33 protein-coding genes are annotated in these 24,640 nt (G+C 33.1%); 16 read left to right on the top strand and 17 right to left on the bottom strand.

The window, feature by feature from the left end; translation table 11 throughout:
• Window positions 1–66: 66 nt before the first annotated feature.
• On the top strand, window positions 67–468 hold the full coding sequence (locus tag ACQY2P_RS03830; protein ID WP_428324031.1) for a DUF6659 family protein: 402 nt from the start codon (window positions 67–69) through the stop codon (window positions 466–468).
• Window positions 469–557: 89 nt separating this feature from the next.
• Window positions 558–1,010: a peptide-methionine (S)-S-oxide reductase MsrA gene (gene msrA / locus ACQY2P_RS03825; protein WP_428327080.1), complete on the top strand. Its 453-nt coding sequence runs from the start codon at window positions 558–560 to the stop codon at window positions 1,008–1,010.
• Window position 1,011: 1 nt separating this feature from the next.
• On the opposite strand, the gene ACQY2P_RS03820 is transcribed toward msrA, so the two are convergent.
• A complete protein-coding gene (locus ACQY2P_RS03820) occupies window positions 1,012–1,443 on the bottom strand; it encodes a universal stress protein (protein WP_428327079.1) in 432 nt (143 codons plus the stop codon).
• A 74-nt stretch (window positions 1,444–1,517) separates the two neighbouring features.
• Between ACQY2P_RS03820 and ACQY2P_RS03815 the strand changes: the two genes are divergently transcribed.
• The 3 genes from ACQY2P_RS03815 to ACQY2P_RS03805 are packed head-to-tail and all read left to right on the top strand — an operon-like array spanning window position 1,518 to window position 3,250.
• Window positions 1,518–2,363, top strand: a complete 846-nt coding sequence (locus tag ACQY2P_RS03815; protein ID WP_428327078.1) for an alpha/beta fold hydrolase — start codon at window positions 1,518–1,520, stop codon at window positions 2,361–2,363.
• Between the two features lie 36 nt (window positions 2,364–2,399).
• Window positions 2,400–2,825: an AbrB/MazE/SpoVT family DNA-binding domain-containing protein gene (locus ACQY2P_RS03810; protein WP_428327077.1), complete on the top strand. Its 426-nt coding sequence runs from the start codon at window positions 2,400–2,402 to the stop codon at window positions 2,823–2,825.
• Entirely contained in the window at window positions 2,822–3,250 is a 429-nt protein-coding gene (locus ACQY2P_RS03805) for a hypothetical protein (protein WP_428327076.1), read from the top strand. The genes ACQY2P_RS03810 and ACQY2P_RS03805 overlap by 4 nt, the downstream gene beginning before the upstream one ends.
• 37 nt (window positions 3,251–3,287) lie before the next feature.
• Here the strand turns inward: ACQY2P_RS03805 and phaC are convergent, their stop codons facing one another.
• Together phaC and ACQY2P_RS03795 are read right to left on the bottom strand one after the other, a co-directional pair.
• Complete coding sequence (phaC, locus tag ACQY2P_RS03800) at window positions 3,288–4,352, bottom strand: class III poly(R)-hydroxyalkanoic acid synthase subunit PhaC (RefSeq protein ID WP_428327075.1); 1,065 nt, start codon at window positions 4,350–4,352, stop codon at window positions 3,288–3,290.
• Complete coding sequence (locus ACQY2P_RS03795) at window positions 4,342–4,920, bottom strand: poly(R)-hydroxyalkanoic acid synthase subunit PhaE (RefSeq protein WP_428327074.1); 579 nt, start codon at window positions 4,918–4,920, stop codon at window positions 4,342–4,344. The genes phaC and ACQY2P_RS03795 overlap by 11 nt, the downstream gene beginning before the upstream one ends.
• Before the next feature lie 53 nt (window positions 4,921–4,973).
• Here ACQY2P_RS03795 and ACQY2P_RS03790 point away from each other — a divergent pair, with 53 nt between their 5' ends.
• The gene (locus ACQY2P_RS03790) at window positions 4,974–5,366 is read left to right on the top strand and encodes a DUF6659 family protein (RefSeq protein WP_428327073.1); all 393 of its coding nucleotides are present in this window, start codon (window positions 4,974–4,976) and stop codon (window positions 5,364–5,366) included.
• 39 nt (window positions 5,367–5,405) lie between these two features.
• Complete coding sequence (locus ACQY2P_RS03785) at window positions 5,406–5,810, top strand: phosphoribosyltransferase (protein WP_428327072.1); 405 nt, start codon at window positions 5,406–5,408, stop codon at window positions 5,808–5,810.
• 3 nt (window positions 5,811–5,813) lie between these two features.
• Here the strand turns inward: ACQY2P_RS03785 and ACQY2P_RS03780 are convergent, their stop codons facing one another.
• Both ACQY2P_RS03780 and ACQY2P_RS03775 read right to left on the bottom strand, forming a co-directional pair.
• A complete protein-coding gene (locus ACQY2P_RS03780; RefSeq protein ID WP_148680318.1) occupies window positions 5,814–6,725 on the bottom strand; it encodes a transcription initiation factor IIB in 912 nt (303 codons plus the stop codon).
• 109 nt (window positions 6,726–6,834) lie between these two features.
• A complete protein-coding gene (locus tag ACQY2P_RS03775) occupies window positions 6,835–8,271 on the bottom strand; it encodes a M57 family metalloprotease (protein ID WP_428327071.1) in 1,437 nt (478 codons plus the stop codon).
• Window positions 8,272–8,388: 117 nt separating this feature from the next.
• On the opposite strand from ACQY2P_RS03775, the gene ACQY2P_RS03770 reads away from it, so the two are divergent.
• Window positions 8,389–8,730 carry a hypothetical protein gene (locus ACQY2P_RS03770; protein ID WP_428327070.1) on the top strand — a complete coding sequence of 114 codons (342 nt, stop codon included), beginning with the start codon at window positions 8,389–8,391 and terminating at the stop codon, window positions 8,728–8,730.
• On the opposite strand, the gene ACQY2P_RS03765 is transcribed toward ACQY2P_RS03770, so the two are convergent.
• Together ACQY2P_RS03765 and ACQY2P_RS03760 are read right to left on the bottom strand one after the other, a co-directional pair.
• On the bottom strand, window positions 8,731–9,738 hold the full coding sequence (locus tag ACQY2P_RS03765; protein WP_428327069.1) for a biotin--[acetyl-CoA-carboxylase] ligase: 1,008 nt from the start codon (window positions 9,736–9,738) through the stop codon (window positions 8,731–8,733).
• A 36-nt stretch (window positions 9,739–9,774) separates the two neighbouring features.
• The gene (locus ACQY2P_RS03760) at window positions 9,775–10,296 is read right to left on the bottom strand and encodes a hypothetical protein (protein ID WP_428327068.1); all 522 of its coding nucleotides are present in this window, start codon (window positions 10,294–10,296) and stop codon (window positions 9,775–9,777) included.
• Window positions 10,297–10,376: 80 nt separating this feature from the next.
• On the opposite strand from ACQY2P_RS03760, the gene ACQY2P_RS03755 reads away from it, so the two are divergent.
• From ACQY2P_RS03755 to ACQY2P_RS03745, 3 genes are read left to right on the top strand one after another with little or no spacing between them, the layout of a single operon-like run.
• The gene (locus ACQY2P_RS03755) at window positions 10,377–10,787 is read left to right on the top strand and encodes a CoA-binding protein (RefSeq protein ID WP_428327067.1); all 411 of its coding nucleotides are present in this window, start codon (window positions 10,377–10,379) and stop codon (window positions 10,785–10,787) included.
• 1 nt (window position 10,788) lies between these two features.
• Window positions 10,789–11,154 (top strand): hypothetical protein, encoded by a 366-nt coding sequence (locus ACQY2P_RS03750; RefSeq protein WP_428327066.1) that lies wholly within the window; start codon window positions 10,789–10,791, stop codon window positions 11,152–11,154.
• Window positions 11,155–11,188: 34 nt separating this feature from the next.
• On the top strand, window positions 11,189–12,400 hold the full coding sequence (locus tag ACQY2P_RS03745) for a redox-regulated ATPase YchF (protein WP_428327065.1): 1,212 nt from the start codon (window positions 11,189–11,191) through the stop codon (window positions 12,398–12,400).
• Here ACQY2P_RS03745 and ACQY2P_RS03740 read toward each other — a convergent pair whose 3' ends face one another.
• From ACQY2P_RS03740 to ACQY2P_RS03725, 4 genes are all read right to left on the bottom strand, one after another.
• Window positions 12,401–12,583, bottom strand: a complete 183-nt coding sequence (locus ACQY2P_RS03740) for a hypothetical protein (protein WP_428327064.1) — start codon at window positions 12,581–12,583, stop codon at window positions 12,401–12,403.
• On the bottom strand, window positions 12,576–13,439 hold the full coding sequence (locus tag ACQY2P_RS03735; protein WP_428327063.1) for a transcription initiation factor IIB: 864 nt from the start codon (window positions 13,437–13,439) through the stop codon (window positions 12,576–12,578). The genes ACQY2P_RS03740 and ACQY2P_RS03735 overlap by 8 nt, the downstream gene beginning before the upstream one ends.
• A 107-nt stretch (window positions 13,440–13,546) precedes the next feature.
• Window positions 13,547–14,395: a cobalamin B12-binding domain-containing protein gene (locus ACQY2P_RS03730; RefSeq protein WP_428327062.1), complete on the bottom strand. Its 849-nt coding sequence runs from the start codon at window positions 14,393–14,395 to the stop codon at window positions 13,547–13,549.
• A 40-nt stretch (window positions 14,396–14,435) separates the two neighbouring features.
• A complete protein-coding gene (locus ACQY2P_RS03725; RefSeq protein WP_428327061.1) occupies window positions 14,436–15,368 on the bottom strand; it encodes a cobalamin-binding protein in 933 nt (310 codons plus the stop codon).
• A 94-nt stretch (window positions 15,369–15,462) separates the two neighbouring features.
• Here ACQY2P_RS03725 and ACQY2P_RS03720 point away from each other — a divergent pair, with 94 nt between their 5' ends.
• Window positions 15,463–16,620: a hypothetical protein gene (locus ACQY2P_RS03720; protein WP_428327060.1), complete on the top strand. Its 1,158-nt coding sequence runs from the start codon at window positions 15,463–15,465 to the stop codon at window positions 16,618–16,620.
• A 2-nt stretch (window positions 16,621–16,622) separates the two neighbouring features.
• Here ACQY2P_RS03720 and ACQY2P_RS03715 read toward each other — a convergent pair whose 3' ends face one another.
• Window positions 16,623–17,150 carry a DUF1722 domain-containing protein gene (locus ACQY2P_RS03715; RefSeq protein ID WP_428327059.1) on the bottom strand — a complete coding sequence of 176 codons (528 nt, stop codon included), beginning with the start codon at window positions 17,148–17,150 and terminating at the stop codon, window positions 16,623–16,625.
• Between the two features lie 143 nt (window positions 17,151–17,293).
• Here ACQY2P_RS03715 and ACQY2P_RS03710 point away from each other — a divergent pair, with 143 nt between their 5' ends.
• From ACQY2P_RS03710 to ACQY2P_RS03700, 3 genes are all read left to right on the top strand, one after another.
• Window positions 17,294–18,193, top strand: coding sequence for a peptidase (locus tag ACQY2P_RS03710; RefSeq protein WP_428327058.1), 900 nt, complete (start codon window positions 17,294–17,296; stop codon window positions 18,191–18,193).
• A gap of 101 nt (window positions 18,194–18,294) precedes the next feature.
• Entirely contained in the window at window positions 18,295–19,044 is a 750-nt protein-coding gene (locus tag ACQY2P_RS03705; RefSeq protein WP_428327057.1) for a DUF432 domain-containing protein, read from the top strand.
• A complete protein-coding gene (locus tag ACQY2P_RS03700) occupies window positions 19,044–19,868 on the top strand; it encodes a mechanosensitive ion channel family protein (RefSeq protein ID WP_428327056.1) in 825 nt (274 codons plus the stop codon). Before ACQY2P_RS03705 ends, ACQY2P_RS03700 begins: the two co-directional genes overlap by 1 nt.
• A gap of 1 nt (window position 19,869) precedes the next feature.
• On the opposite strand, the gene ACQY2P_RS03695 is transcribed toward ACQY2P_RS03700, so the two are convergent.
• From ACQY2P_RS03695 to ACQY2P_RS03680, 4 genes are all read right to left on the bottom strand, one after another.
• On the bottom strand, window positions 19,870–20,151 hold the full coding sequence (locus ACQY2P_RS03695) for a hypothetical protein (protein WP_428327055.1): 282 nt from the start codon (window positions 20,149–20,151) through the stop codon (window positions 19,870–19,872).
• A 106-nt stretch (window positions 20,152–20,257) separates the two neighbouring features.
• Entirely contained in the window at window positions 20,258–21,646 is a 1,389-nt protein-coding gene (gene cysS / locus ACQY2P_RS03690) for a cysteine--tRNA ligase (protein ID WP_428327054.1), read from the bottom strand.
• Window positions 21,647–21,648: 2 nt separating this feature from the next.
• Complete coding sequence (locus ACQY2P_RS03685) at window positions 21,649–22,440, bottom strand: NAD+ synthase (RefSeq protein WP_428327053.1); 792 nt, start codon at window positions 22,438–22,440, stop codon at window positions 21,649–21,651.
• Between the two features lie 203 nt (window positions 22,441–22,643).
• Entirely contained in the window at window positions 22,644–23,483 is an 840-nt protein-coding gene (locus ACQY2P_RS03680; protein ID WP_428327052.1) for a hypothetical protein, read from the bottom strand.
• A 58-nt stretch (window positions 23,484–23,541) separates the two neighbouring features.
• Between ACQY2P_RS03680 and ACQY2P_RS03675 the strand changes: the two genes are divergently transcribed.
• Entirely contained in the window at window positions 23,542–24,228 is a 687-nt protein-coding gene (locus ACQY2P_RS03675) for a hypothetical protein (protein WP_428327051.1), read from the top strand.
• A gap of 85 nt (window positions 24,229–24,313) precedes the next feature.
• Here the strand turns inward: ACQY2P_RS03675 and ACQY2P_RS03670 are convergent, their stop codons facing one another.
• A complete protein-coding gene (locus ACQY2P_RS03670) occupies window positions 24,314–24,616 on the bottom strand; it encodes a Rieske (2Fe-2S) protein (RefSeq protein WP_012215348.1) in 303 nt (100 codons plus the stop codon).
• Window positions 24,617–24,640: the final 24 nt, after the last annotated feature.

The following is a 24,640-nucleotide window of genomic DNA, read 5'->3' as shown; positions in this document are numbered from 1 at the left end:
TGAATGTATTCATCCTTGACACTTATTGACTAGGTTTTTATTTTTGATATCTTAAATTGTATTATCATGGCAAATTCTGAAGGTGCTTTGAATCTGTATGCTGAAAAATGCAAAAAACTACTAGAAGAATCTGAGATTAGATTTGCTGGAATTGTTGACAAAGATGGTCAATTGATTTCAGGTGGTTTCAAAGAAGGATTAACTCCTTATGAAGGGGATGAAACTAGACTGCAATCCTTTTTGGATTTTGTCTCAAAAGCATCTATTCGAAAAGAATATGATGAAAGTTTAGGTCCTATCAACTACTTGGCTGCAAGAAGAGACAAGGCAGTTCTTGTAAGTTTCCCATTTCCTATAACTCAAATTCTCCTGTTGATTTCTGCCGAGCCTACTGCAAACATTGAAAATTTGGCTAAAAAAGTAGTTGAAATTTTTACTGATGTTAGCAAAAAAATGACCGGAACTTAGAAAAATTCTATAATCTTTTTAATTGAAAAACCAACCTGTGTCTTTTGAACAAATAGTTTTAATTCTGTTTATGTTTTAGAATTTTTGAATTGAAAGCAACATTTGGTGCAGGATGTTTTTGGCATGTTGAGGACTTGCTTAGTAAAACAAAGGGAATAAAATCTACACAAGTTGGTTACATTGGTGGTAATCTTCCAGACCCAACTTACGAAGAAGTATGTACTGATAGAACAGGACATGCTGAAGCAGTCGAAGTGGAATATGACCCTAATGAAATTTCATATGAAGAATTATTGGATGTTTTTTGGAACAATCACAATCCTACAACACTTAATCGTCAAGGCCCTGATGTTGGAATACAATATCGCTCTGCAATTTTTTATCATGATGAAAAACAAAAAGAGGTTGCAGAAAAATCAAAGACACAACTTGATTCTTCTAAAAAATATGATAATCCAATTGTAACTGAAATAACCCCTGCCCCTACATTCTACAAAGCAGAAGAATATCATCAAAAATATTTCAAAAAGAACGGATTTTGAATTACTTTACAACTAGAACTGGAATCTTTGCAGTGTGTATGACATAATTTGATACACTTCCAAAGAACAATTCTTTTGTAGAACTTCTTCCACGTGAACCAATAACTATCATGTCGAATTTCTCTTTGCCTTGTGCAAGCTTGACAATATTGTATCCGATATCTCCTCGCATTAACTTCTCTTTGAATACTATGCCATTTTTTGCAGCCAAAACCTTGGATTCTTCCATGATTTTTTTTACCTCTCTGTTTAGGGATTTTTCAACCGATCCAATACCTCTGAATTCTGAGTGTGGGGGTGCATGAATTGAGAACACTCCTGTAATGGTTGCCCCACATTGTCTGGCTAGCATGATTGCTGTCTCTAACCCTCTTTGAGAGTTTTTAGAACCATCTAAAGGAACTAGTATTTTTGAGATTTTTTTCTTTATCACACATTAACGATAATTATGGTCCTAAAAAACATACTTGAAATCACTAAAATTTTTCTAAAAAATCCTGAATTTCAATGATCGCAAAATTAACTAAAACTTATCTACCGATAATAGTTGAAGCTAAATTAGTGAATGAAAAATTTCTCCAAATTGATGGTCATAAAATTCGCTATTTGGAATCTGGTAATTCTGAAAAAACTCTAGTGTTGATTCATGGACTAGGTGCTTCTGCTGAAAGATGGGAGCAGGTAATGCCTATTTTTGCAGAAAAATTTCGTGTAGTGATACCTGATCTGATTGGATTTGGATATAGTGATAAACCCCTTGCAGATTATACTATAGACTTTTTTTCAGATTTTCTTGGGAAATTTATGCAAACTGCAAATATTGAATCTCCTTATCTGATTGGCTCTTCTTTGGGTGGTCAAATTTCTGCTGAGTATACTGCTTCTCATCAAAATGATGTTGATAAACTCATTTTGGTTTCTCCGTCTGGAGTAATGAAACAGTCTACTCCTGCGCTTGATGCATACATAATGGCTGCATTATACCCTAATGAGCAAAATGCAAAAAATGCATTTGAATTGATGGAAGGTTCTGGTGAAAGTGTTGATCAAAGAATTGTTTCTAGCTTTATTGAAAGAATGCAATTACCTAATGCAAAACTTGCATTCATGTCTACTATACTTGGTTTGAAAAATGCTGAAGTCATTACAAAAAAACTACCTTCAATCTTGACCCAAACAATGCTAATTTGGGGTACTGATGACCCTGTGATTCCAATTCATCATGCTGATGATTTTGTCTCATCTCTTAAGGACTGTCGTTTTGTACGTATGGATGGGTGTGGTCATACTCCATACGTTCAAGATCCTCGTGCATTTTCTGAAAAAGTATTGGACTTTTTAGATGTCCATTAGGTGCACTTAAATACCTGCTAACTCCAACAGTTACCAATGAATGGCAATGAAAACCCATATGATCCAACCACTATGTTCAAAGATTGGATCCAAAAAAGTGGACGTGCTCAAGCCGAGTTTATGAAAAATTTTGGTGCTTTGATGACTAATCAAACTAGCAAAACATTCAACCCACTTGATACTCTAAAAGAAGTTTCAGATAACACTAGACAAGCTCAATCAAACATGATGGAGAACATGTCTTCTATGCAAAACAAAAGCATGGATACCATGTTTAGCATTGGACAAATGCTTCCATCCTTTATGAATTGGGGTGCATACAAAACTACCATTAGTAGTAACGGTAGAATTTCAATCCCAGAGGCCGAACGTAATGCCCTTGGATTAGGCGAAGGTGACTTGGTTCAAGTCATTGTTCTTCCAATAGCAAAAAAATCAAAAGCTAGGGAGGTGAAAAATTGAGTAAGAACGAACAGACACAATCAAATCCAAAAGATCTATTTTCTGTATATCAACAAAACGTAGATAAATTCTTCAACGGTATTAGAACATCAGTACCACAATACCATCAAGCAATTACAAACGTACAACAGGAATTCATACAAGCTTATGAAAACATTGCAGATTCAACCCTAACACTACAAAAAGAATTTGCAAAGAAAGCAGGTATTGCAGCAAACATTCCTGAAGCTACAATCAAAGTAATGCAAGATACAACAGAAGAAGTCGTAAAGGCTACATCAATTCATAACCAAGTAACACTTGCAACTATTGATGCAACACAACAAAACATCAAAACCTTTAACGACAACGCAAAATCCTTTGCTGAGTTAAATAGAAACATTCTACAATCTTGGATTTCTGCATTCACCACAAAGAACAACTAGTGGCGAATCAAATTTTTTAATTTTTTCTTTTTTTATTTTATGATCTTTCAGCTAACCATTGTCCTAGCTCAGGCAAGACCTTCTTTTGAGATAGTGAACTTGCAATCATGCCTACATGTCCTGTAGGATACATCCTCAATGTTTTGTCTTCACTACCTACTGCATAGTGGAGAGGCATACTACACTCTGGTGAAACCAAATGATCTCCTACTGCAACTTGCGTAAATATTGGCATGTCTATATTCTTCAAATCAACTAGTTGACCTTCTACATGCATCTTATTTTGAATGAGTAAATTCTCTTGATAGATATCTTTGATCCATTGTCTAAACAATTCCCCTGGTATTGGCGGTGTATCTCCTAGCCATTTTTCGACTCTTAGGAAACTATCAACAAATTTCTTGTTTTCAATATTTTTGAAGAAATTAACGTATTTTTCAATTCCTTGCTCAAATGGTTTGAGAACTGAAAAACAATAGTACATGAATTCTGGAGGCATATTTCCGATAATTTCTACCATTTTATCTACGTCCATGTGCTTTGCAAGATTGCTAATCACCGTGGTGTCTCTCCATCCGTCAATTACTGGTGCAGTTGCTATGTAATTTTTGACGTTTTCAGGATGCAGTGATGCATATGTTGTAGCAATTGTTGCCCCTGTACAATATCCCTGCAATGAAATTTTTTCAGTATCTGTTTCATTTTTGATATATTCTACATATGCATCAAGATACCCATTTACATAATCATCAAAATCAAGATACTTATCCATGCTAGTTGGCGTTCCCCAATCAAGCATGTACACATCAAATCCTTGTTGAAGTAGATTTCGCACCCAGCTTTTTTCTGGTTGTATGTCTAGAATGTGAAATCTGTTAATCAGTGCATATGAAATTAGTAATGGTGTCTTGTGTTGTTTTTCTGTAATTGGTTTATAGTGTAACAAACGTGTTTTGTCCATTTGTTGTACTACATCATGTGGTGTAACTTCTAAACTAATTTCGTCTGGTGCAGAAACCAATTTTGGAGCTTCGATTACATTTTTACTAAATTTTAAAATCTCTTCAATAATTTTTGGGTCAACTTTTGATTCACTTTGCATTTTTCTTCATCTCCTTTTTCTTTAATTCTAGTTCTAATTTTGCAACTCTTTTTTTCAATGAGTGTATCTCTTTGTATACTTCATCAATCTCTTCTTTACTTGGTAGATTTACTGATTGTAATATGACATTTGTAATATTGTTCCAATGTTTTGTTAATTCTAATTCTTTTGAAACTAGTTTTCCATAATTATCTCCAAATTTTCCTGAATCAAATAGTTCTGTAAAGTCATTATCAAAAATATCAATCCAAATTCTTTTGACTGCTTCCATCTGTTCAATGTCTTGTGGAATTTCTGGTGCTTTTAGATTGACTTTTTTTTGTGCATCTGTCCATGTATCTGCAAGTTGCTTGTAGTATTCTGTTAGGTGCTTGTTAAATTCCATCAAATCTTCATTAATCTCAATTAGTTCAGTTGATATTTTCTTAGAATTGGCTGCAAATGCTCTCATTGGACCTATTGATGCTAATGCTTGTGGTTTACTTGACATCAAATGTACAATATCTGTCCAGAATAACGAAAGATGTTTGTAATAATCAGTAATGTCTTTAGTTGATTCTGATTGCATAGACACCTATTGAAACAGATCGCAATAAATAGTTCGCTTGTATAATTAGACAAATGGACAACGTCGAAGAACTTGAGAAACTATGTCAAAAAATAACAAAACTGGATCCTAAGATGCGTTCTGCTAGGCTCATTAACAGTAGGGGTCATTTGATGGCTGGTGGAATGAAAGAGGGATTGCTTTCACTTGAGGCTCAAAAACAAGACGAAATGATGTTTATGGAATTGGCATTACGTGTTCGAATGAGACATGAATTTGATAAAGAGTTTGGTGTGGTTCATTTTTCAATGTCTTATCGTGACAAAGTAATTGTCATGAGTTTTCCATTATCTGGTGATGATGTATTGTTGGTTTCTTGTGAGAAAGATATCGATTTTGGAAAAATACCATTTAAGATTCTCAAATTAATTGAACCTCTGAAAAATTCCCCTACAAAGACATTCTAAACATAACAACTTAATTCCACTCTTTGTGGTTTTTCAGTATTGCCTCAAGATGTTGATTGGTCTGAAATTGAATCTCTTGTAAAAAGACTCTCAAATAAAATCTCAAAATTGCCTAGAACTTTTTCAAGTATTACTACTCTTAGTCGAGGTGGTCTTGTTCCTGCACGTTTAGTTGCAGATCAATTAGGAATAGAAAAAATTTTTGTTGATAAAAAGAAAATATCTTTTGATTCTTTGTTTATTGATGATATTTTTGATAGTGGTGATACATTTAATGAAATTATCAAACGAGTAGATATTCCTTCAAAATTTGTTTATGCAACGTTATTTGCAAGACGTGGAAAAAAATACCCTAAACAATTACTGTATGGCAAAAAGACAAACAATAATGCATATGTTGTATTTCCTTGGGATAAATTAGAGTTTGAACGTTCTCAAAAATGATTTCTAATCATTAATCATTTTTCTTAATCCTGCACATCTGTTTCTAATAGTAACTTCTGTTACCCCTGATGCTATGGATATGTCTTTTTGAGATTTTACTTCTCCAGTACTAATACATGCAAGATAAAGTGCTGCAGCAGCTATCCCCATTGGGTCTTTTCCTGCAACTACTCCCATCTTTTTTGCTTCATTAAGAATTGCAATTGCTTTACGTTTACTTTTCTCACTAAGTTCTGCAATACTTGCAATCCTTGAAACTCCTTTTACTGGATCAACTACTGGCATTTTTAGTTCTAATTCTCTGAAAATCAATCTGTAACATCTAGCAACATCTTTTCTTCTGATGTTGATTCCTTTTGCAACGTCATCTAGGGTTCTTGGAGTTTCTGTATTTCTACAAGATGCATAAAGACATGCTGCCACTAATCCTTGAATTGAACGACCTCTGACTAGTTTCTTCTCCATTGCCTTTCTGTAAATGTAAGCTGCTTTTTCAATAACTGCATCAGTTAATGCTAGTTTGTCTTTTAGTTTGTCCATTTCATTAAGTGCTTGTCTTAGATTTCTGTCTGCTGAAGAATGTGCTTGACTTCTACTATCCCAAGTCCTTAGTCTCTCAATTGAACTCTTGACACTTGCAGATAGCGGTTTTCCTGTTGAATCTTTGTTTGCTGCACCAATTACTGTTGATAATCCCATGTCGTGCATTGTAAGTGATGTACCTGCACCTGTTCTTGCTTTGTTCCCCTCATCATTTGAAAAAGAACGCCATTCTGCACCTGTATCTGCAATTTTATCAGATACTACAAATCCGCATTTTCCACAAAATAATTCACCTGTATTCTCATCTGTAATCATTTTTTTATCACCACAGGCTGGACATTTTGATCCTGTGACCATTTGATTTCTAAGCATAATGATTGAATTTCTGCAATTGCCTTATTATCCATTTTACATAATTTCTACCGGTTATTTGTGTGTAGGTTGAGCTAATTGTGATTTTTTAAAAAAAACATTCCTAAAGTTAACTCAATAAACAATATGCGTATGTGGGTGTAAGTGATGGATACATTATGTTGGTTTTATCATCGACATGTTTCAAACCTATAGAATGACCTAATTCATGTGTCATGATCGTTTCCACACTATACACATCATACAATTGAAAACTTCCATCACAATTGAAATCTCCTAATGTGACTTCTACAACTCCTTTACCAAGATGTGCATGTCCTAAAACACCATCACCAATATTTCGAACTACCCATGTTACCCAAACATTTGCTTCGTGTTTCTTGTTTGTAATTTCAAATTTCATTTTTGCTTTTTGACCATTAGTTGACAATTCTTGATCTTCCCAAAATGCAAATGAATTACTTAATGTGCTAACATGATCTAATGGCAATCCTGAAGGTTGTTCATTAATGTAAACTTTGTAGTAGATAATGTATGTGTCATCAATGATTTCATAAGTGGGGTCTGGAAAATTACTGGCTGCTCTTTTTGCTTCTTGTTCGAAATTCCATTTTACATAATCTCTAAGGAATTTTTTGATTACATCTTGACTAGGATTTGGATATTCTATGTATCGTTTCTCTTTTGAAATGTTGTTTGAAATATCTCTGAGATATTTTTCAAATAAATCAAATTCGTAATCCAACTCTTCTTGTGTTCTTTGTGTTGTATCTTCAACTTTGATTACGATTAATCCATTTTCTATCATGTATTGTATTCCTTGAACAAATGCATCATCGTCAATCTGATCATCTGCCCACCAACCTGCGTTATTTTTTATCCATTCTGGAATTTTTTCCTCAGAAACACTTTGAGTCTCTACTGGTGGGATTTCAATAATTTTATTGTTAATCAGGTATAGTAACGCTGAAACAAATTCTGAATCTGCAATGTTGCCTGTTGACCACCATTTTGCTATTGGTTTTACCCAATTTGGTATGGATGAAGTTGATTGTTTTTCTAACCCTTCGGGTTTCTCTGTAGGTGTGTATGGGTATTTTGAAACTACCTTGTCTATGAATTCCTTGTAGTTTTGTATGACTGTGCTATTTGGCCTCTCTATTAGAGCTCTTTCAAAATATGTGGTTGCTTCTTGATATTCTCCTAAATACCCAAATCCTACACCCATACCAGTTAATGATATGACATCATTAGGTCTATGTTGTAAAACTGTAAAGAATTGCTCTAATGATTTTTTATGATCTCCTAGATTGCTTTGTGCTATTCCCTTCATCTTTAGTGTAGAGATATTGTTTGGCGAGATTTCTAATATTTCATCATAAATTGTTATTGCTTCTTTGTATTCTCCATTAGAAAATAATCCTGTTGCTTGATTAAACATTGCTTCTGGATCTTTTATTTGAGCAAATGAAATTCCTGTAACACTCTGTGTACTTAGTATGATGATAACTGAAAGACAAGAAATTATTTTAAAATGATTTAACATGATTAGTGACTGTTTCGCGGTTTATTTCTATTTTCTACTAATTTGTACGTGTACAGTATTCTTGTTTTTTCTATCTCTTAGAAAATCTTTAATTTATTCGAAGTCTGTGTTTTGATATTGGAAAAAGTTGGGGTAGGTAACGTCATCTATGATTTACGTAAAAAAATACAGCAGGCACAAGCTGATTTAGCACAATTGGGTGAGCCTGTATCTGATATTCCTGAATTAGTTGAGACTGCAAATCTCATACGATCTAATGAATATCTTCAGAAAGCAAATCTCAAACAAAATGAATTACTTGATACGTACGAAAAGTATTCCGATGCTCTTGAAGAACTACTTTCTACCGTGTTTGAAATACAAAACGATTTAAAAGAAATTGTGAAAGAACAGTCTTCATTACTTTCTAAACCAAAACGTACTGTGTCTAAAAGAAAAACAAAGGCCTCAAAAAAATAATTATTTTGCTACGTGGATAATATCTCCAGCAATCACCCTGCTTGTATTCTTGTTATTAGATACAACGAGTGCTCCATCCTCATCAATTTTGAGTGCTTTTCCCTTTATTTCTCCATCAACGGTGTTTAGTTTCACATTTTTTCCAATAGTTGATGATCTTTTTGTCCATTCAGCAATAATTTTTTTTGTTTGTTTTGAATCTAGTAATTTGTAGATTTTTTCTAATTCTATCAAAAATGATTGTACCAATTCCACTGGTCTGATTTTTGTTTTTTGTTCATTTAGTGATGCTACTCCGTAAAAGTTTGGAGTTCCTTTGAGATTTTTTTCAATTTGTTTTATATCCACATCAAAATTTATCCCTACACCTAAAACTAGATTTTGAATCTTGTTTGACTCTAATGATACATCGACTAACATACCTGCCAGTTTTTTTCCTTTGATTGTAATGTCATTTGGCCATTTTAGTTCTGGAGAAATTTTGAATGTCTTCTCTAATGCTATTGATAATGCTAATGCTGACGCAATCGGAAATAATGTTGTTATGGATATGTCAAATCTTGGATGTAAAATAATGGAAAACCATATTCCTCCTTTTGGAGAAACCCATTTTCTTCCAGATCTTCCTCTTCCTCCAGTTTGCTTTTCTGCTACTACTATTGCTCCATTCTTATCTGACTCTTCTGCCATTTTTAATGCCTGATTTTGTGTAGAATCTGTTGAATCAAAGTAAAATGCTTGTTGTCCAATTGTTTTTGTTTTCAATCCTGTAGTAATTTCCCAAGGAAGTAACGAATCAGAGTTTTTTGTTAATTTGTATCCTAGTTTTTGCTTTGATTCTACGGTGTACCCTAGTTCTTGAATTTTTTTGATATGTTTCCATACTGCAACTCTGCTAATTCGTAGGACGTCGCTCAAATCTTGTCCCGAAAGATATTCTGTATTGTGAGTTTGCAAAAATGTTAGAACTTTGACAAGTCCTGGATTATCAAAAGAATTGTAAATCAATTGTAATTTGTTTTTGTTTCAAGTATAAAATTTACACTAGAAACCAATGTCGATGTCAAAACCACCATCGTCCATACCACCATCGTCCATACCACCATCGTCCATGCCTCCATCAGCACCATCGGGCATACTTTCAGCTGGAACATAATCTCCCATACTAGCACCAATCATACTAAACATCATACTAAACATCATGATGTCTATGACTCCAAAAAACATCATCATTGGGAAAAATGATCTGTTGTCATCCATAAACCCTTGAAGCTTTTTCTTATCTCCACTTTGATACAATGCTTGCATTTGATTCCATTTGTCTTTAATTTCATGTAATCTATGGTCTAATTCGTTTGAACCTTTTTCAGTAACTTTTAATTCAATTTTCTTGCCTAACCACCCTTTCTTTTCTTCTACTGTAATGAATCCATTTTCTTCTAATTTTTCTAAAATTGAATTAAGCTCTTCAGGTTTAATCTGAGTTGATCTTTGAATTTTATCAAATTTCTTCTCTCCTCGTCTAATTGCTCCTAAAACAATGACATCTTTTGCCTCTTCTTCCATGTGGTTTGTTTTAATTTCCTATTAAAAAATTCTTTGCGTAATTTTTCAAAAATTATATTCATGATGATTGTAGATTTACTATGGAACAAGACGATCATTCTGACAAACAAATTCAAGATATCTTATCTCTAAAAAAAGTGGCAGTTATTGGAATGTCGCAAAATTCGTCAAAGGCTGCTCATTATGTACCTAGATATCTATCTGAAAATGGATTTGAGATAACTCCTGTGAATCCTTCTGCTGATGAGATTTTAGGAAAAAAATGTTATGATTCTGTATCTGATATTGATGACGATATTGACATCGTAGATGTCTTTAGACCTTCTGATGAAGTCTTACCATTTGTTCAGGAGGCAATCACGAAAAAACCTAAAGTCATTTGGCTTCAAGAGGGAATTCATAATCCTGAAGCAGAAAAACTTGCTAGAGATGCAGGTATTGATGTTGTCTTTAATCGATGCATGTTGGCAGAACACCAGAGATTATGTTGATATGGAAAACTTTGAAAATTTTTACCATGACTTGCTTGACTTGGCAAAAAAATACGAAACAAAAAACATTCCTCTAAAAGTTGAAAAAGATCTTGAAAATGATATTGTCAAAATATTTGGTGAAAGAATCACTTCATTGGCAAGAGCAAAAAATGGTCTTAATGATGTAACAGAGTTATCATATACAACTGCAGAACATCACCCCTATTGGAATTTACTGTATAATTGTTCAGAAATCGCTACTAGTGTTTTAGAAAAATGGAAAGATTCTCTTTCTGATGAAGATTTGTCTGATATAGAATGGGCAATCAAAGAACTGACTCAGTCACTTGAAAAAATCAAAAACAAAAATAATGTTGATTCCTAGGCAGAGATAAATATTCTGAGATGAAAATTAGTACATGCCAATCAAACTTGGATTAATTGGTAAAACCAATACTGGTAAAACCACTTTCTTTAACTCTGCAACTTTATCATCTGAAGAAATTTCATCTTACCCATTTACTACAAAGTCCCCTGTTTCTGGAATTGCCAATGCAATTACTCTTTGCGTACACCCTGAATTTAAAATCCAAGACAATCCAAATAATTCAAAATGTGTTGAAGGCTGGAGATACATTCCAATTGAATTAATCGATCTTCCTGGACTAATCAAAGATGCATGGAAAGGAAAAGGATTAGGAAATCAATTTCTTTCTATTGCGGCACAATCTGATGCATTGCTACATGTAGTTGATGCTTCTGGTGGTATAGACTCTACAGGAAAAATCACCGAAGTTGGAACTGGTGATCCTATTTCTGATTTTGCCGATATCGAAGAAGAATTGATCATGTGGTATCATAAAATCCTTGAAGGAAATAGGGAGAAAGTATCCAAGTTAATCAATTCTGGTTCAGAGTTTGTTGATGCAGTAACTGATCTTTATCGTGGTATAGGTGTGAATAAATCTCATGTCAAAGAGTCTCTTGTTACAACTGGACTTGAAGAGAAGAACTTTGATGATTTTGATATGGTTGATAGTAAAAAATTTGCGTCCTATTTGAGAAAAATTTCAAAACCAACTTTGATTGTGGCAAATAAAATAGACGTTGATGGGGCAGACAAAAATTTTGCACGATTAAGAGAACGATACAATGATTCTATTGTCATTCCTGTTAGCGGTGATAGTGAATTTAGTCTAAGACGTGCAGAACAAAAGGGACTAATAAAATACTCTCCTGGTTCTGAGCAGTTTGAGATACTAAAATCTGATGAATTAAATGAAAAGCAAATCAATGCTTTGAATTTTATCAAAAAAGGAATAATGGGTGAATACATGCGTACTGGAGTTCAATTTGCAATCAATGTTGCAGTCTTCAAATTGCTTAAAATGAACTCTATTTACCCTGTTGCTGATGAAACAAAACTTGCCGATAAGAAAGGAAGGATTCTGCCTGACTTGATTTTACTCAAAGACGGTGCAACAATTAGTGATCTTGCAAAAGAAATTCACACTGATTTAACAAAAGGACTTCTTTATGGCAAAGATTTGAGATATAATCTACGATTACCTGTGGATTACCAACTAAGAGACAGAGATGTTGTATCTCTAGTTAGTGCTACAAAAAAATAACTACTTTTTCTTACTTCTTGGTTTTGTTCTAAGCACTGCTTTACAACACATACATCTTGCGTCACATGTTGACATGAATATTCCACAAAACGTACATCTTTTTTGTCCAATCTCATATCTGATTTTGTTTGGTGCTGGCACTGCTTGATGCATTTCACAAATACCTCTACATGTTCTACCCATTAACTTCACCTCCTGTCTTCTTCAAAATTTCCTTTGTTCTGTCTCTGATTGTTACAGCACTAATTCCTGATACTTTGGAAATTTTTAGTTGAGAAATCTTTTCATTATTCTTTACAGATGCAAGATAAGTTGCAGCAGCTGCCATTGCCATTGGATTCTTACTTTCTAATACTCCGTTTCTTGCAGAAAGATCTAAAATTCTAAATGCTAACCTTTCAGTTTTCTCAGAAATATCTGCCGCTTTTGCGATTCGTGTTACAAATTCAGTTGGATGATAAATCTCAGGAGTAATGTCTAATTCTCTAGCAAGGAATCTATACGTTCGTTGGATGTTTTTCTTGTTTACATTTCCGGCATTTGCAACATCTTGAAGTGTTCTTGGTGTATTTGTCATCCTACATGTGATGTAAATTGTAGCACAAAGAATTCCTGCAGTAGATCTTCCTGCAAGAATCTTTTTTGCAGCAATTTTTCTAAATAGATAGGCTGTTTGCTCTACAACTGGTTCCGGCAGTCCTAATTTTGCACTAATTCCATCAAGCATGGTGAATGCCTTTTGGAATGATTTTAGGGAATTTGCAGAACGGCTATTCCTATCCCACATTCTTAGGCGATAAAACATTCTTTTATTCTCATTTGACAGCCCCTTTCCTGTTGCATCCTTATCCTTGGATTCAATGATCGTGGATAATCCCATATCTATCATTTTTAATGAAATTTTTCTTCCTACCCTGCTGTTAGCTTGATATTCTTCTCCTGACATTCCTAGACTTTCAGGACCACTGTCTACTGCCCTTTCAGATAACACAACTCCACAATTTGTACATGCAATTTCTCCTGTATTGAGATCAGTCACAATTTTATTTTTTTTACAAGTTTTTTGATGAACTAATTTTGTTATCATTTCTATAATGAAAATTGATTTTGAAAATATTTAAAACAAAAATAAATTTTTGACTAGTGCTAATTGTGATTTTTTCTTAAAATTTTTGGAATTTCTTCTAAACTTTCATTTTGAATAATCTCTCCTGCAAATTTAGGTGTGCTATTTGTTTGTAATGCATACCCTCCCACTAATATTGGAATGTTCACGTGTTCTTTTATTTTTTTGACTAATCGTTGCCCTGCTGCAAGATTATCTTCTAATGTTATTGAAACCAAAACTATGTCTGGATTATTGTTATCAATAAAACTCAGAATTGATTCTGTTGGTATTGATGTTCCCATATTGTAAATTTTAAATCCTTTGATGGTAAGATATGTTTCTAAAACATCACATCCAAGATGATGCTCTTCTCCTAATGGAACACAAATGAGAATCTTTTTCTTTTTTCCTGAACCTGTTACTTTATCCATGATTATTCTAACTAGTGTTTGAGCAATGTTACTTGCAACATGTTCTGTAGCTATGTTGATTTTTCCTGTTGCCCATTCGTCTCCAATTCTATACATTACTGGTTTTAGAATTTTATCAAAAAAATCCGTTGAACTAAACACATTTGTATATTCATCATAAGTTTTCAAACTTTCATGCAAATTTCCCTCTGTGAGTTTTTTGTATAATTTTTGTTTAGACTTCTTTGTTGCATCTTCTCTTTTTTTGATGTCTTTTGGGTTATATGCTGCTAAAACAGAGAGTACTTTTGGATCATTTCTATAATCTATCGGAATATCGTCTTTTACCACATCTGAGGCTTTACCAAGATATTTGATTATTTCCTGTTTTGATGTACTTTTTTTGGAATCCCAGACACTTTTTACTAAATACAGGTATTGATCTGACTTGACTTTCTTGGCTCTGATGTATACCATGCGTATTTTTTACATAAATATTATTTAACTAATGCTAAATTTACTTTCTAGTGCTAATTTGTACAAACGAATCACTTGAGAATACCTTCCTATCAAATTTGTCTGGATGAATAATACTTGCAAGTATCTCTACCCCCTCAATTGTCCTTATACTGGGTTTACTAAAAAATGAATTTGCATCAACTGCAAAGATTGCATTATTTTTTACTGCCTTGAGGTTATTCCACTTTTCATCTTTTTCTAGAATGTTTTTGTATTCTGAAACTGTACGTTTTGTGTCAAACCCACATGGCATGAGAATAATAATATCTGCATCAGAGTTTGATATCTCTTCAAAACCCATACGCCGTGAATGCTCTCCTATTTTACTTATCAAATTTGTTCCTCCTGCAATTTCTATCATTTCTGGAACCCAGTGGCCAGCTGTAAAAAAAGGCTCTACCCATTCAATTGCTAGGATTTTTGGTATGTTATTATGTTGGACATTTTTTATTTTTTGAATTCTTTTTTGCAATGTATTTGAAATCTCTTTTGCTCTAGTGGTTTCTTCTAGAATTTCTCCTAATTTTATTACTGAATCTAAAATCTCTTGTATGTTATGTGGATCCATAGAATGGATTATCGGTTTTTTATCAAGAATTTGAAGTGCTTTGTTTACCTGATTAGTGTATGCCGCACATACTTCACAAGTTTCTTGCGCAATGATCAAATCAGGATTGGCATCTTTTAGATCTTTTTCGTTCAAAATGAAAATGTCTTTACCTTCGTTTAGAAGTTGACATGTCTGTGTATTGATTTCATTGCTAGATAATTTATCAGAATCTATTACAGAATTAATCACATGAGGTTTAGAACTTGCTTCTTGTGGAAATTTACATTCATGTGTAACTCCATAAATCTTATCTTGAATTCCAAATTCGTAAAGTAGTTCTGTTGCACTAGGCAAGAATGAGACTATTCTGTTTATTGACATGGGAATTCTAGATATTTGGGAATAACAAGTGTTTACCTATCGTCAATTTCAACGATTAGTCAAGTTATTAGGCACAAATTAGGCATAAATTTCAATGTCTTCTGATTCTCAAGATATCCGCCGTTCAATTTTAACAAAATGGCATGAGACATTATCCAAATACGGAAATTTATTTTCCTCTGATTCTATCAGTGGAACTAGTCCCCCATCAGTGTTTGTTGGATCATACAATTACCCCAAAGTCTTTGTTGGCCCAATGGTCCCACCAATTCATGGCGATACAAGTTTACTTGACAGTCCTGAAAGATGGACAGGAAAGTCTTTAGAAGAAATTGTAAACTTTAGATTAAATCTAATTCGTGGCACTCAAAAATTATCCATTGACCAAACTGATGGACGATACATTGAAAATCTTCAAGAGGTTACAATGTCTTTAAAACCTACTGACTCTGATTTGATCTTTCAAAAATCTGTTTCTTCAAATATTTCTCTAGATGGAGAAAGTGCGCCATTTGGACCTGTTGGGGAAATTAAATCTGCAAAATTTTCTGGAACCTCTTCAGTAAAATCAATTGAAAGAACATTTTATGATAAAGATTTGAAGGCACAAGATGCAGTTATGAATTTATATAATTCTGGAATTGAGATTTCAAAAATTCAAAAATGCTTTAGTATTGGAATGCTTGGCCAAAAACGAAAACTTGTTCCAACTAAATGGAGTATTACTGCAACTGATGATATTATTTCAAAATCTCTTGCTAATGAAGTACTAGATTATAGTCTAATTGATTCCTGTAAGATTTTCTCATATGCTCATTTGGGCAATCATTTTTCTGTTGTTTTATTTCCACACAGATGGATATACGAAATGGTTGAGGCATGGTATTCTAATGGTATTCTTGGTTTTGGTTCTGATTATGAAGATGCTAGAGGTATTGATCATCCTCCTGCAATAGCCGGAGCCTATTTTGCTGCAAAATTAGGTGTATTAGAATATTTGAATGAGAAAAAAATTCAATCGGGAGTCATAATTTTAAGGGAAATTCGACCTGAATACGCAATACCTGTGGGTGTATGGCAGGTTCGTGAAGGAATTCGAGAAGCAATGAAACAAACTCCTATCATTGCAAACAATTTTGATCATGCTTTGAATTTGGCTTCAGAAAAAATGAGTATTAGTAAATCTGAATGGCTTTCTCATGGAAATATTTCAAAACTAATGAGACAAAAAACACTTTCAGATTTTTTCTAGGGTTATTTTTGTGATAACATCTGAAACAAGTTTCCTGCTTGTGGATCTGAGTACAGAAGAAAATATGTTTGACTTGCAAGGTATGTGTTATTGAATCGATAAATAATTGGATTTAATTCTGATAGAATTTTACCCACTGTTATTTCTTCTTTCTTGAACTCATTTAGTAATTTGAAAAACTGTTCTTTTTCTGGTTGACTAAAGTTTTTTGAAAAATAACCAAAAATATGCATTATCACATTAGAATGTGATTTGATAGTTGGTGGTTTTCCCAGTGCAACTTTTAGGTGCTTTTCATATTCTGACATTATGTCTAATAATGAAATTTTTTTGTAACTGGCAACGATATTTCCTAAAATTTTTAATTCGTTTTGATCATGTGCCATAATCATGTATTTGTTCATAGCTTGAAATGATACTAATTTTTTGATTTTTCTTTGTTTGACATCTTCAAATCTTTCTAAGACATATTCTTTGATATTTTCCTCAGATAATCTTGGTGCGCTTGTTATCTCTTGTTTTTCACTCACTTTCAAAGATCAATTTTGTTTGCATATAAAGAAGAACAATTTGAAATTTGTTTACCACTAGTTTTGATAAACACTTTCCATAATTTAGCACTAGAACCATTATTTAGCACTAGCTTATATACAATGAGAGCAAAAATGTATTAATGAAAACCGCAATAACTGCAATCGCCGTAATTTTACTGGTTACAACAACCGCCTCTTCTGCTTATGCAGATGTTCCTGGTTGGGTTAAGAACAATGCAGGTTGGTGGGCAGATGGAGTCATATCCGAGTCTGAATTCCTTACAGGAATTTCATTTTTAATTTCTGATGGAATTATTTCAGTTCCTGCCACTGCTGTGTCTTCTGAAACCGCAGATAATGTACCAGCTTGGGTTAAGAATAATGCAGGTTGGTGGGCAGATGGAACAATTTCTGATGGTGAATTTGTTAATGGTATCCAACATTTGATTCAATTTGGATTACTTTCTGTTTCTGTACATTCAGAACAACAAATGGTATCTGATGAACCAAAAAACATTGATTCAAAATTATCCGCATTAGAATCTGAATTAGAACAATGTTCTGAGATTACCAAAGCCTACAAAAGACTTGATTGTGAAAAACCTCTCAAACAAGCAATCCAAATACATGAATACAAATCTGATGCTCAAAAATTAGACTTGGGTCCAATCACATACTATTGGACTGGAGTTGGTTCTGAAGGAAATGAGTTTGAGATTACTGCTACTGGCCAACCCCTCTTGTCTATCCGAATGCTTGCTGAGAATACCAGTTCTGAAATTGCTGCGCTAAACTGTACTAGTCCACAAATATGTGCATATGATGTATGGGATGGCTCAAAGGCCTTCAAGTACTCTGGCATGGACTTTACCAGTGGGCAAATTGTGCTAAATCCTGGTGATGCAAGAGAATTCAATATTCTCTTTGGTCCAAATATTGGATATGGTGGAACCGAGTTTGAATATGATTCTTCAAAAGACTATGTCTTTAGAATCAGTGAAGATTTTGGTAGCGCAAGTATTCCTCTAAACATAGAGTAATCCCCACATTTTCTTATTTTTTCTAAAATTTTGAAACTGAATTCTTGATCTCTCTAAATAAGAGAGCATAAATTCTAGATTTCAAGTAAAAAAATGAAACAATGAGTGATGCTGAAAATTCTTTTTCAAACTATGGGCTGTATGATGTAAATGACTCTCTTGAGATCTCATTACCAAACACTGAGATCAAAATTGAGAGAATTGGAGAAAATGCTTTTTCATATTTTAGAAAAGACTCTGAAGGAAACATTGTTGAAAAGATGATTCCTGCAAAATCAAATGACATCAAAATTGAGGTAGCGCCAATAAGACCTCTTAATCATCCAGCTAGAAGGACAGGATATGTCTTTTTGAAATTTGATAAGGAAATTTACCTTAGTGAGAATTCTGCTGCAAGTATTTTTGTTCATTGCCCCATAGAAATTGGAATATTTCTGGTTCATAACTCTCATCATGATTCACTTGATTGGATTACTTGCAATCCATTAAATTCTAGATTTGGCCTTTATGGTCCTCCTGATACTGGAACCCTTTGTAAGTATGCACAAGTTTCATTGGCTACTGACTATAGTGATTCTATTCCTTACATTGAGGGCGTCATGAAGATTGTAATTGAAAACACTTTGGAATCTGGTCAAACAGTTAGTAAAGTAATTTTTCCCATAACTGATAATTCGTTATACTATGAAAATTCTAAAGCAATAATTGATGGAATTAAAGTTACTATGAAAAAACGTGCTGTGGTTAGTATTGCTGATGTAAAAACATCCCCTGTTTCAACTGATTGGATAAAGTCACCTACATGGGAAGATACCACTGTTAGTACAAGTATGGAGATGGGATTGGAATAATGCCTGTAGAATTCTTACAAAATCTTTCTGAGATGCAAATTGTTGGAACTCTAACTGTTCTTTCATTGTTAATTGGCGGAATAATTATGGCAGTGGGAGTAATTGTTGCAAAAATTGTTAAAGTATTATTTTACAAGTATTATGCCCCAACATTACCAAAAGACACTGCACAAAATCTTAGTAAATTAATCTATTTTGGAATAATAATAATTTCATTTCTTGCATTTACATCAAGTCAAGGAATTGATTTGTCTGGTTTGCTTGTTGCAGGAGGAATCTTTGCCGTAGTTATTGGATTTGCAACTCAATCAGTAGTTTCTAATTTGATTTCAGGCATTTTCTTGATGTTAGAAAAACCTGCAAAACAAGGAGACACAATACAAATCCCTGACATGTCTATTTCGGGAACTCTGTTAGACATTGGAACGTTTTCTAGTCGTGTAAGGAAATTTGATGGTACGGTAATTAGAATTCCAAATGAGAAATTCTTTACATCAAATATTCGATCCCTTACTGTTTCAACTGTCAGACGTGCTGATATTATGGTTGGAATATCTTACAAAGACGATATTGAAAATGCTATTTCTGTTATCAAAAAAGAGATTGAATACACCATGCCATTTGTCTTAAAAGTTCCTGAACCTGAATTTCGGATAGAAGAACTGGGTGATTCAAGCGTAAATATCCAAGTTTTAGTATGGCATCCTAAAGATGATTGGAGCCAAGCTCAGCCAATCCTGCTTACCACTGTAAAACGTGCTTTAGACAAGGCTGGAATAGAGATTCCATTCCCTCAACGCGTTATCTGGGAAGCAAAAGATTAGGTTATGCTGCTTTTGCCGCAAGTTTCTTTTTTGATTGTCTTTTCTTGAGTAGACTAAACATTATCATTCCAACATTTACAATTGAAATTATTTCAATCAAATCTACTCCGTACAAGAACCAATCAATAACTGGGTGAACTCTTGAAACAAGTCCTGCCTCTAACATGATGTCTGCATTCCATACCATGTGAGGTACTTGAATAAACTGAATAATTGCAATTACAATTATACTTCCAAGAATTTTATTCTCATACCATTTCCAAAATTTATTCCATGCATTCATAGATTAATTTTGTTTTTAATTCTATTAAACAACTCGAAAATTAGATGAAACTAATTAGACTGAACTAATTTTTTTAGGCACAAAAATAATTAGTACAAACTAATTTTTATTTCTCAGCTTTGATGTTTTCTTTTTTCATCCAGATAGTTTTTCCTTTGTGATCAATTAACTCCACATTCATCTCGTTGAGTTTGTCCCGAATTTGATCTGCTTCTTGGAATTGTTTTTCTTGTCTGAATTTTTCTCTGTTTGTAATCATGGTGTCTATTTCTTGTTTCAACTCTTTTGTCATCTCTGGAATATCTAGTCCTAAAATTTTCAACATTCTTTGAAATTCTGGTTTGATTATTCTTGCATCCTCTTTTCCCAACTTTTCTTCAGCTGCTAACCTGTTTGTTTCTTTGACTAGTTGGAAAAATGCTGATAGTGCTAGGTGTGTGTTAAAGTCGCCTTCTAATGCTTTATCAAATTCTGAGCCTAGATTCTGAACAATTTCAGTTACATTTTCACTATTTTCACTATCTGAATGAATCAACTCATAGTAGCACGTTTCTGCTTGTCTCCATTTGGTTAGATTCTCTTTTAGTAATTCTTCAGAATAGTCAATTGGTTTTGAATAGTGTCCTGACAAACAGAATAGTCTGATGATGTTTGGCCCCCAGTTTTCTAATACATGTTTGATTGATTTGATATTTCCAATTGATTTTGACATTTTTTCTCCATCAATTGTAACCATTCCTACATGCATCCAGATTTTTGCAAACTGATTTCCTGTAAATGATTCAGATTGTGCAATCTCATTTTCGTGATGAGGAAATATCAAGTCTCTTCCTCCTCCATGAATATCAAAATTCTCACCTAGATACTTTGTACTCATTGCAGAACATTCTATGTGCCATCCTGGTCTTCCTTTCCCCCATGGACTATCCCAAACAGGTTCAACCTCTGAGAACTTCCATACTGCAAAATCAAGTGGATTGTTTTTTGCCTCATCGACTTCAATTCTTGCACCTGACTCTAATTCACCAATCTTCTTTTTTGATAATTTTCCATATTCTGGAAATTTTGAGACTGCAAAGTACACTCCGTTCTTTGAGACGTATGCAATTTGTTTTACAATTAATTTTTCAATAAACTTGATAATATCATCAATGTGTTCTGTTGCCTTTGGATAGTTTGTTGCATGTTTAACATTTAACCCATCAAAATCTTTGAAATAATTTTCAATGTATCTTGTACTGATTGTCTCAGCATTAGTGTTTTCAGTTTGAGCACGATTAATTATTTTATCATCAACATCTGTAAAATTTTGTATAAATTCTATCTCTATTCCCTTGTCTTCTAGGTATTTTCGAAGAACATCAAAGACTATGATTGTTCTTGCATGCCCAATATGGGATTCATCATAAACTGTGACTCCACAAAGGTAAATTTTGACTTTTTTTGAAATGTCTAATTCTTGTTCTACATTTGATAATGTATCTTGTAGTTTCATCTTTATTCTCTATCTGGCTTTTGAGCTGGCAATCTTTTATGTTCACTGTTTTTGTTTAATTCTTGGATCTTTACTATTACAGAAACTTCAATTCCTGTTAATTTGTGAGTCTCATCAATAGAGAGTTTTTTGTCAAATAGACAATAAAGAATAGAGTCTACTTCTTCATATGATACTCCGAGTTCATTTTCTGCTTCATGATCCTTCCACAAATGTGGACTGCTCTTTTTTGCAATAACATTTTCTGGAATTCCTAAATATTTTGCAATCTCTCTTACTTGGAGTTTGTATAGTGATACTATTGGAGTAATATCTGATGCACCGTCTCCAAATTTTGTAAAATACCCAATCAAGTATTCACTTTTGTCACTTGATCCTAACACTAGATAGTTTTTGGCATTTGCATAATAATACAAAATGTTTGTTCTGACTCTTGCTCGGAGATTCCCCTTTGCTCTTTCATTTGGCTCTAGATACATAGAATATTCGTTGACTATTGGATTGATGTCAATTAGCTTGTATGGCATTCCTGTTAGTGAAATCATCTTTAGTGCATCTTCTGTTTCAGTTTTTGGTGTGATTGATGTATCTGGCATAACTATTGCAGTTGTCTTGTCTTTGAATTTTCTTTTGCAAATGTATGCTAAAACTGCAGAGTCTACTCCACCACTTAATCCTAGAATAAGTCCATCTGAATGATTTTTTTGCATTTGCTCTTCTAGAAAATTTTCAATTGTACTGGTAATGGATTCATAATCTTGATTTTTTATCTCATCAATAATTTCTTGGTTCAATGATTCATTTGTAAAAACTGAGAATAAAAATTGTGCCTACTGTTTTGATAAAAATCTTTGAAAATAATGTATATTCTCACTTTTTCAATCGTAAATTCCTTCAAATTGAATTTTTAATTTGTTTTTGGTTTTTAATATTATTTGTAATGTTTATTCTCATTTTTAAAAATAAAATATTTTGTAATGGCTCTATTTTTTTGAAATTATTTTTTTATGTATACTAAATATCCGCCAGATAACGCCCCTGTTAAACTTGCGGCTGCTAAGAATGCTGAATTTTTGTCAACATCTAATTCTGGTGCCAAAAGAAATGTTACAATTCCTATTCCTAGAAAGATTACAAATATTCCAAAATTTTTGAATGGCAGTGGTCTTCTTGCTGATTTCACAATTTTTAATTTAGGTTTGTCCTCAACTATTAGAATTTTTTCTGCGATTAATTCCTCTAACAATGACTTTGATGGTGATATGAAATAGGTCATCAATTTAATTAAATATGATTTTACTTGAGGAATATTTTGTTTATTACTGCTTTCAATAATTGGATAAATTTTATTGTCTAAAATATTCACTAACTCATTGATTGGATTAACGAATGGAATAATCCATTGTACTTTATCATCTGTATTGTCAATTTTTGATTGAATCTCTTCAATCAAATCTTCTAATTTCTCTTTTGCATTAGTTAGGTATTCTTCAGGCGCTTTTTCTCTTTGATATTCGATAATGTTTTCATATACAATTAATGTGTAAATTGCCCATTCTTGATTTGCTCGTATTTTGTATTTGCTGGCTTTTTTTGAAAGAATATACGCAACAATAATTCCTGCAAGAAATCCTATTCCCCCATATGGGGCATAAGGAGAAGTTGTGATGTCTAATTCTCCCTCCTCATTTTCAGTTGATGTTGGAACAAGAATTGCTATTGGAATAACTATTGCTAGTATTGTAATAATCATCGCTGGACGATTAAATTTTTTAAAAGTTCTGTCATTTAGTTGAAAATCTCTACATTTACCTACTATTTCATTTTCACTATGCATGATGAACTATTACTCTATTGACTATAATGTTTAACTATTGTTCATATTTCAATATTCTATGAACTTACAAGAACTGTTTGATGAATGTAAAAGAATAGATCAAAAACTAAAACAGATTAGGGAAAATTCAAATTTTGAAGATGATGATAATCGTAAACATGTTTTTGGAGTTTTACGCTCTCAACTAATTCATTATGAAATAATGGTACATCTGATGCATGCTAGACAAAATCAATCATTGCAACCTCCTGAAGTTTTTACAAATGTAATTGGAATTGGATATGATGAACAAGTTCAATGGGAAGAATTTCAGGTAATTAGTAAATTAACTCTCTTAACTATGTCTCATTTTGTGATTGAAAATTGTCTAAAAACACTTTTGTCCGCTCTAGATTCTTCTCAAGATCCTCCTTCTGGATTTTATAATATTGCAAAAAAATTATTGGATACAATTACTGTATCTGATAAAGTAAACAGTTTAGAAATTCTAAATATTCTTGCTATTGTTAGAAATTCATTACATAATAATGGCAATCATGCCCCTCTTCACCCTTCTTTGAATTCTGTCTCTAAAACTATTGGAACTACTCTTTTTGAATTTGAAAAAGATGAAAAAACCGAAATATCTGAATCTAAAATGGTGGTACTACTTGATGCTGTGGTTGACGTATTAGATGAAATTATTACTACTTCCGAAATTCAACAACTATCAAATGTGGAAAAAATATTCAGTCCTAGATTTTAATTCTGAGACTATTCTTCATTTGACATAAACTGAGAATTTGAATTATTTTCGTGAGTATTTACCTCAACAAAGTGCCTAAAAATTTCTAAACATCTACGTAAATGCCGTCATCTCTTGCTTCAACAGGATATGTTTCTAATTTTACATCTTTGAGATAATCAGTCAACTCACCTGTTTTGATGTTGTAATGCCAAAAGTGTAATGGGCATTCTACTATGTCTCCATCAAGTTTACCTGGTGCAATTGAACCGTCTTGATGTACACATAGATCGTCTATTGCATGATATCCGTCTTGATTAAAAATTGCAATCTGTTTTCCGTCAATTTCAAAGGCTTTGCCTTTACCTGCATCAATATCTCCTTTCTCTGCAATTTTCTTCCAGGCCAATGGTTTTTTGTTAATTTTGTCATT

It is taken from the genome of Candidatus Nitrosopumilus sp. (genome assembly GCF_965262695.1).
In the GTDB taxonomy this organism is placed as follows: Archaea; Thermoproteota; Nitrososphaeria; order Nitrososphaerales; family Nitrosopumilaceae; genus Nitrosopumilus.
This window is presented reverse-complemented; position numbering and strand designations above follow the sequence as displayed.

Bases quoted from the DNA above. Each gene is read 5' to 3' on its own strand.
- ACQY2P_RS03830 (WP_428324031.1), top strand. From the start codon at position 67: ATGGCAAATTCTGAAGGTGCTTTGAATCTGTATGCTGAAAAATGCAAA.
- ACQY2P_RS03815 (WP_428327078.1), top strand. From the start codon at position 1,518: ATGATCGCAAAATTAACTAAAACTTATCTACCGATAATAGTTGAAGCT.
- ACQY2P_RS03810 (WP_428327077.1), top strand. From the start codon at position 2,400: ATGAATGGCAATGAAAACCCATATGATCCAACCACTATGTTCAAAGAT.
- phaC (WP_428327075.1), bottom strand. From the start codon at position 4,352: ATGCAAAGTGAATCAAAAGTTGACCCAAAAATTATTGAAGAGATTTTA.
- ACQY2P_RS03795 (WP_428327074.1), bottom strand. From the start codon at position 4,920: ATGCAATCAGAATCAACTAAAGACATTACTGATTATTACAAACATCTT.
- ACQY2P_RS03790 (WP_428327073.1), top strand. From the start codon at position 4,974: ATGGACAACGTCGAAGAACTTGAGAAACTATGTCAAAAAATAACAAAA.
- ACQY2P_RS03780 (WP_148680318.1), bottom strand. From the start codon at position 6,725: ATGCTTAGAAATCAAATGGTCACAGGATCAAAATGTCCAGCCTGTGGT.
- ACQY2P_RS03775 (WP_428327071.1), bottom strand. From the start codon at position 8,271: ATGTTAAATCATTTTAAAATAATTTCTTGTCTTTCAGTTATCATCATA.
- ACQY2P_RS03760 (WP_428327068.1), bottom strand. From the start codon at position 10,296: ATGGAAGAAGAGGCAAAAGATGTCATTGTTTTAGGAGCAATTAGACGA.
- ACQY2P_RS03755 (WP_428327067.1), top strand. From the start codon at position 10,377: ATGGAACAAGACGATCATTCTGACAAACAAATTCAAGATATCTTATCT.
- ACQY2P_RS03750 (WP_428327066.1), top strand. From the start codon at position 10,789: ATGGAAAACTTTGAAAATTTTTACCATGACTTGCTTGACTTGGCAAAA.
- ACQY2P_RS03745 (WP_428327065.1), top strand. From the start codon at position 11,189: ATGCCAATCAAACTTGGATTAATTGGTAAAACCAATACTGGTAAAACC.
- ACQY2P_RS03740 (WP_428327064.1), bottom strand. From the start codon at position 12,583: ATGGGTAGAACATGTAGAGGTATTTGTGAAATGCATCAAGCAGTGCCA.
- ACQY2P_RS03730 (WP_428327062.1), bottom strand. From the start codon at position 14,395: ATGGTATACATCAGAGCCAAGAAAGTCAAGTCAGATCAATACCTGTAT.
- ACQY2P_RS03725 (WP_428327061.1), bottom strand. From the start codon at position 15,368: ATGTCAATAAACAGAATAGTCTCATTCTTGCCTAGTGCAACAGAACTA.
- ACQY2P_RS03720 (WP_428327060.1), top strand. From the start codon at position 15,463: ATGTCTTCTGATTCTCAAGATATCCGCCGTTCAATTTTAACAAAATGG.
- ACQY2P_RS03710 (WP_428327058.1), top strand. From the start codon at position 17,294: ATGAAAACCGCAATAACTGCAATCGCCGTAATTTTACTGGTTACAACA.
- ACQY2P_RS03705 (WP_428327057.1), top strand. From the start codon at position 18,295: ATGAGTGATGCTGAAAATTCTTTTTCAAACTATGGGCTGTATGATGTA.
- ACQY2P_RS03700 (WP_428327056.1), top strand. From the start codon at position 19,044: ATGCCTGTAGAATTCTTACAAAATCTTTCTGAGATGCAAATTGTTGGA.
- ACQY2P_RS03695 (WP_428327055.1), bottom strand. From the start codon at position 20,151: ATGAATGCATGGAATAAATTTTGGAAATGGTATGAGAATAAAATTCTT.
- cysS (WP_428327054.1), bottom strand. From the start codon at position 21,646: ATGAAACTACAAGATACATTATCAAATGTAGAACAAGAATTAGACATT.
- ACQY2P_RS03680 (WP_428327052.1), bottom strand. From the start codon at position 23,483: ATGCATAGTGAAAATGAAATAGTAGGTAAATGTAGAGATTTTCAACTA.
- ACQY2P_RS03675 (WP_428327051.1), top strand. From the start codon at position 23,542: ATGAACTTACAAGAACTGTTTGATGAATGTAAAAGAATAGATCAAAAA.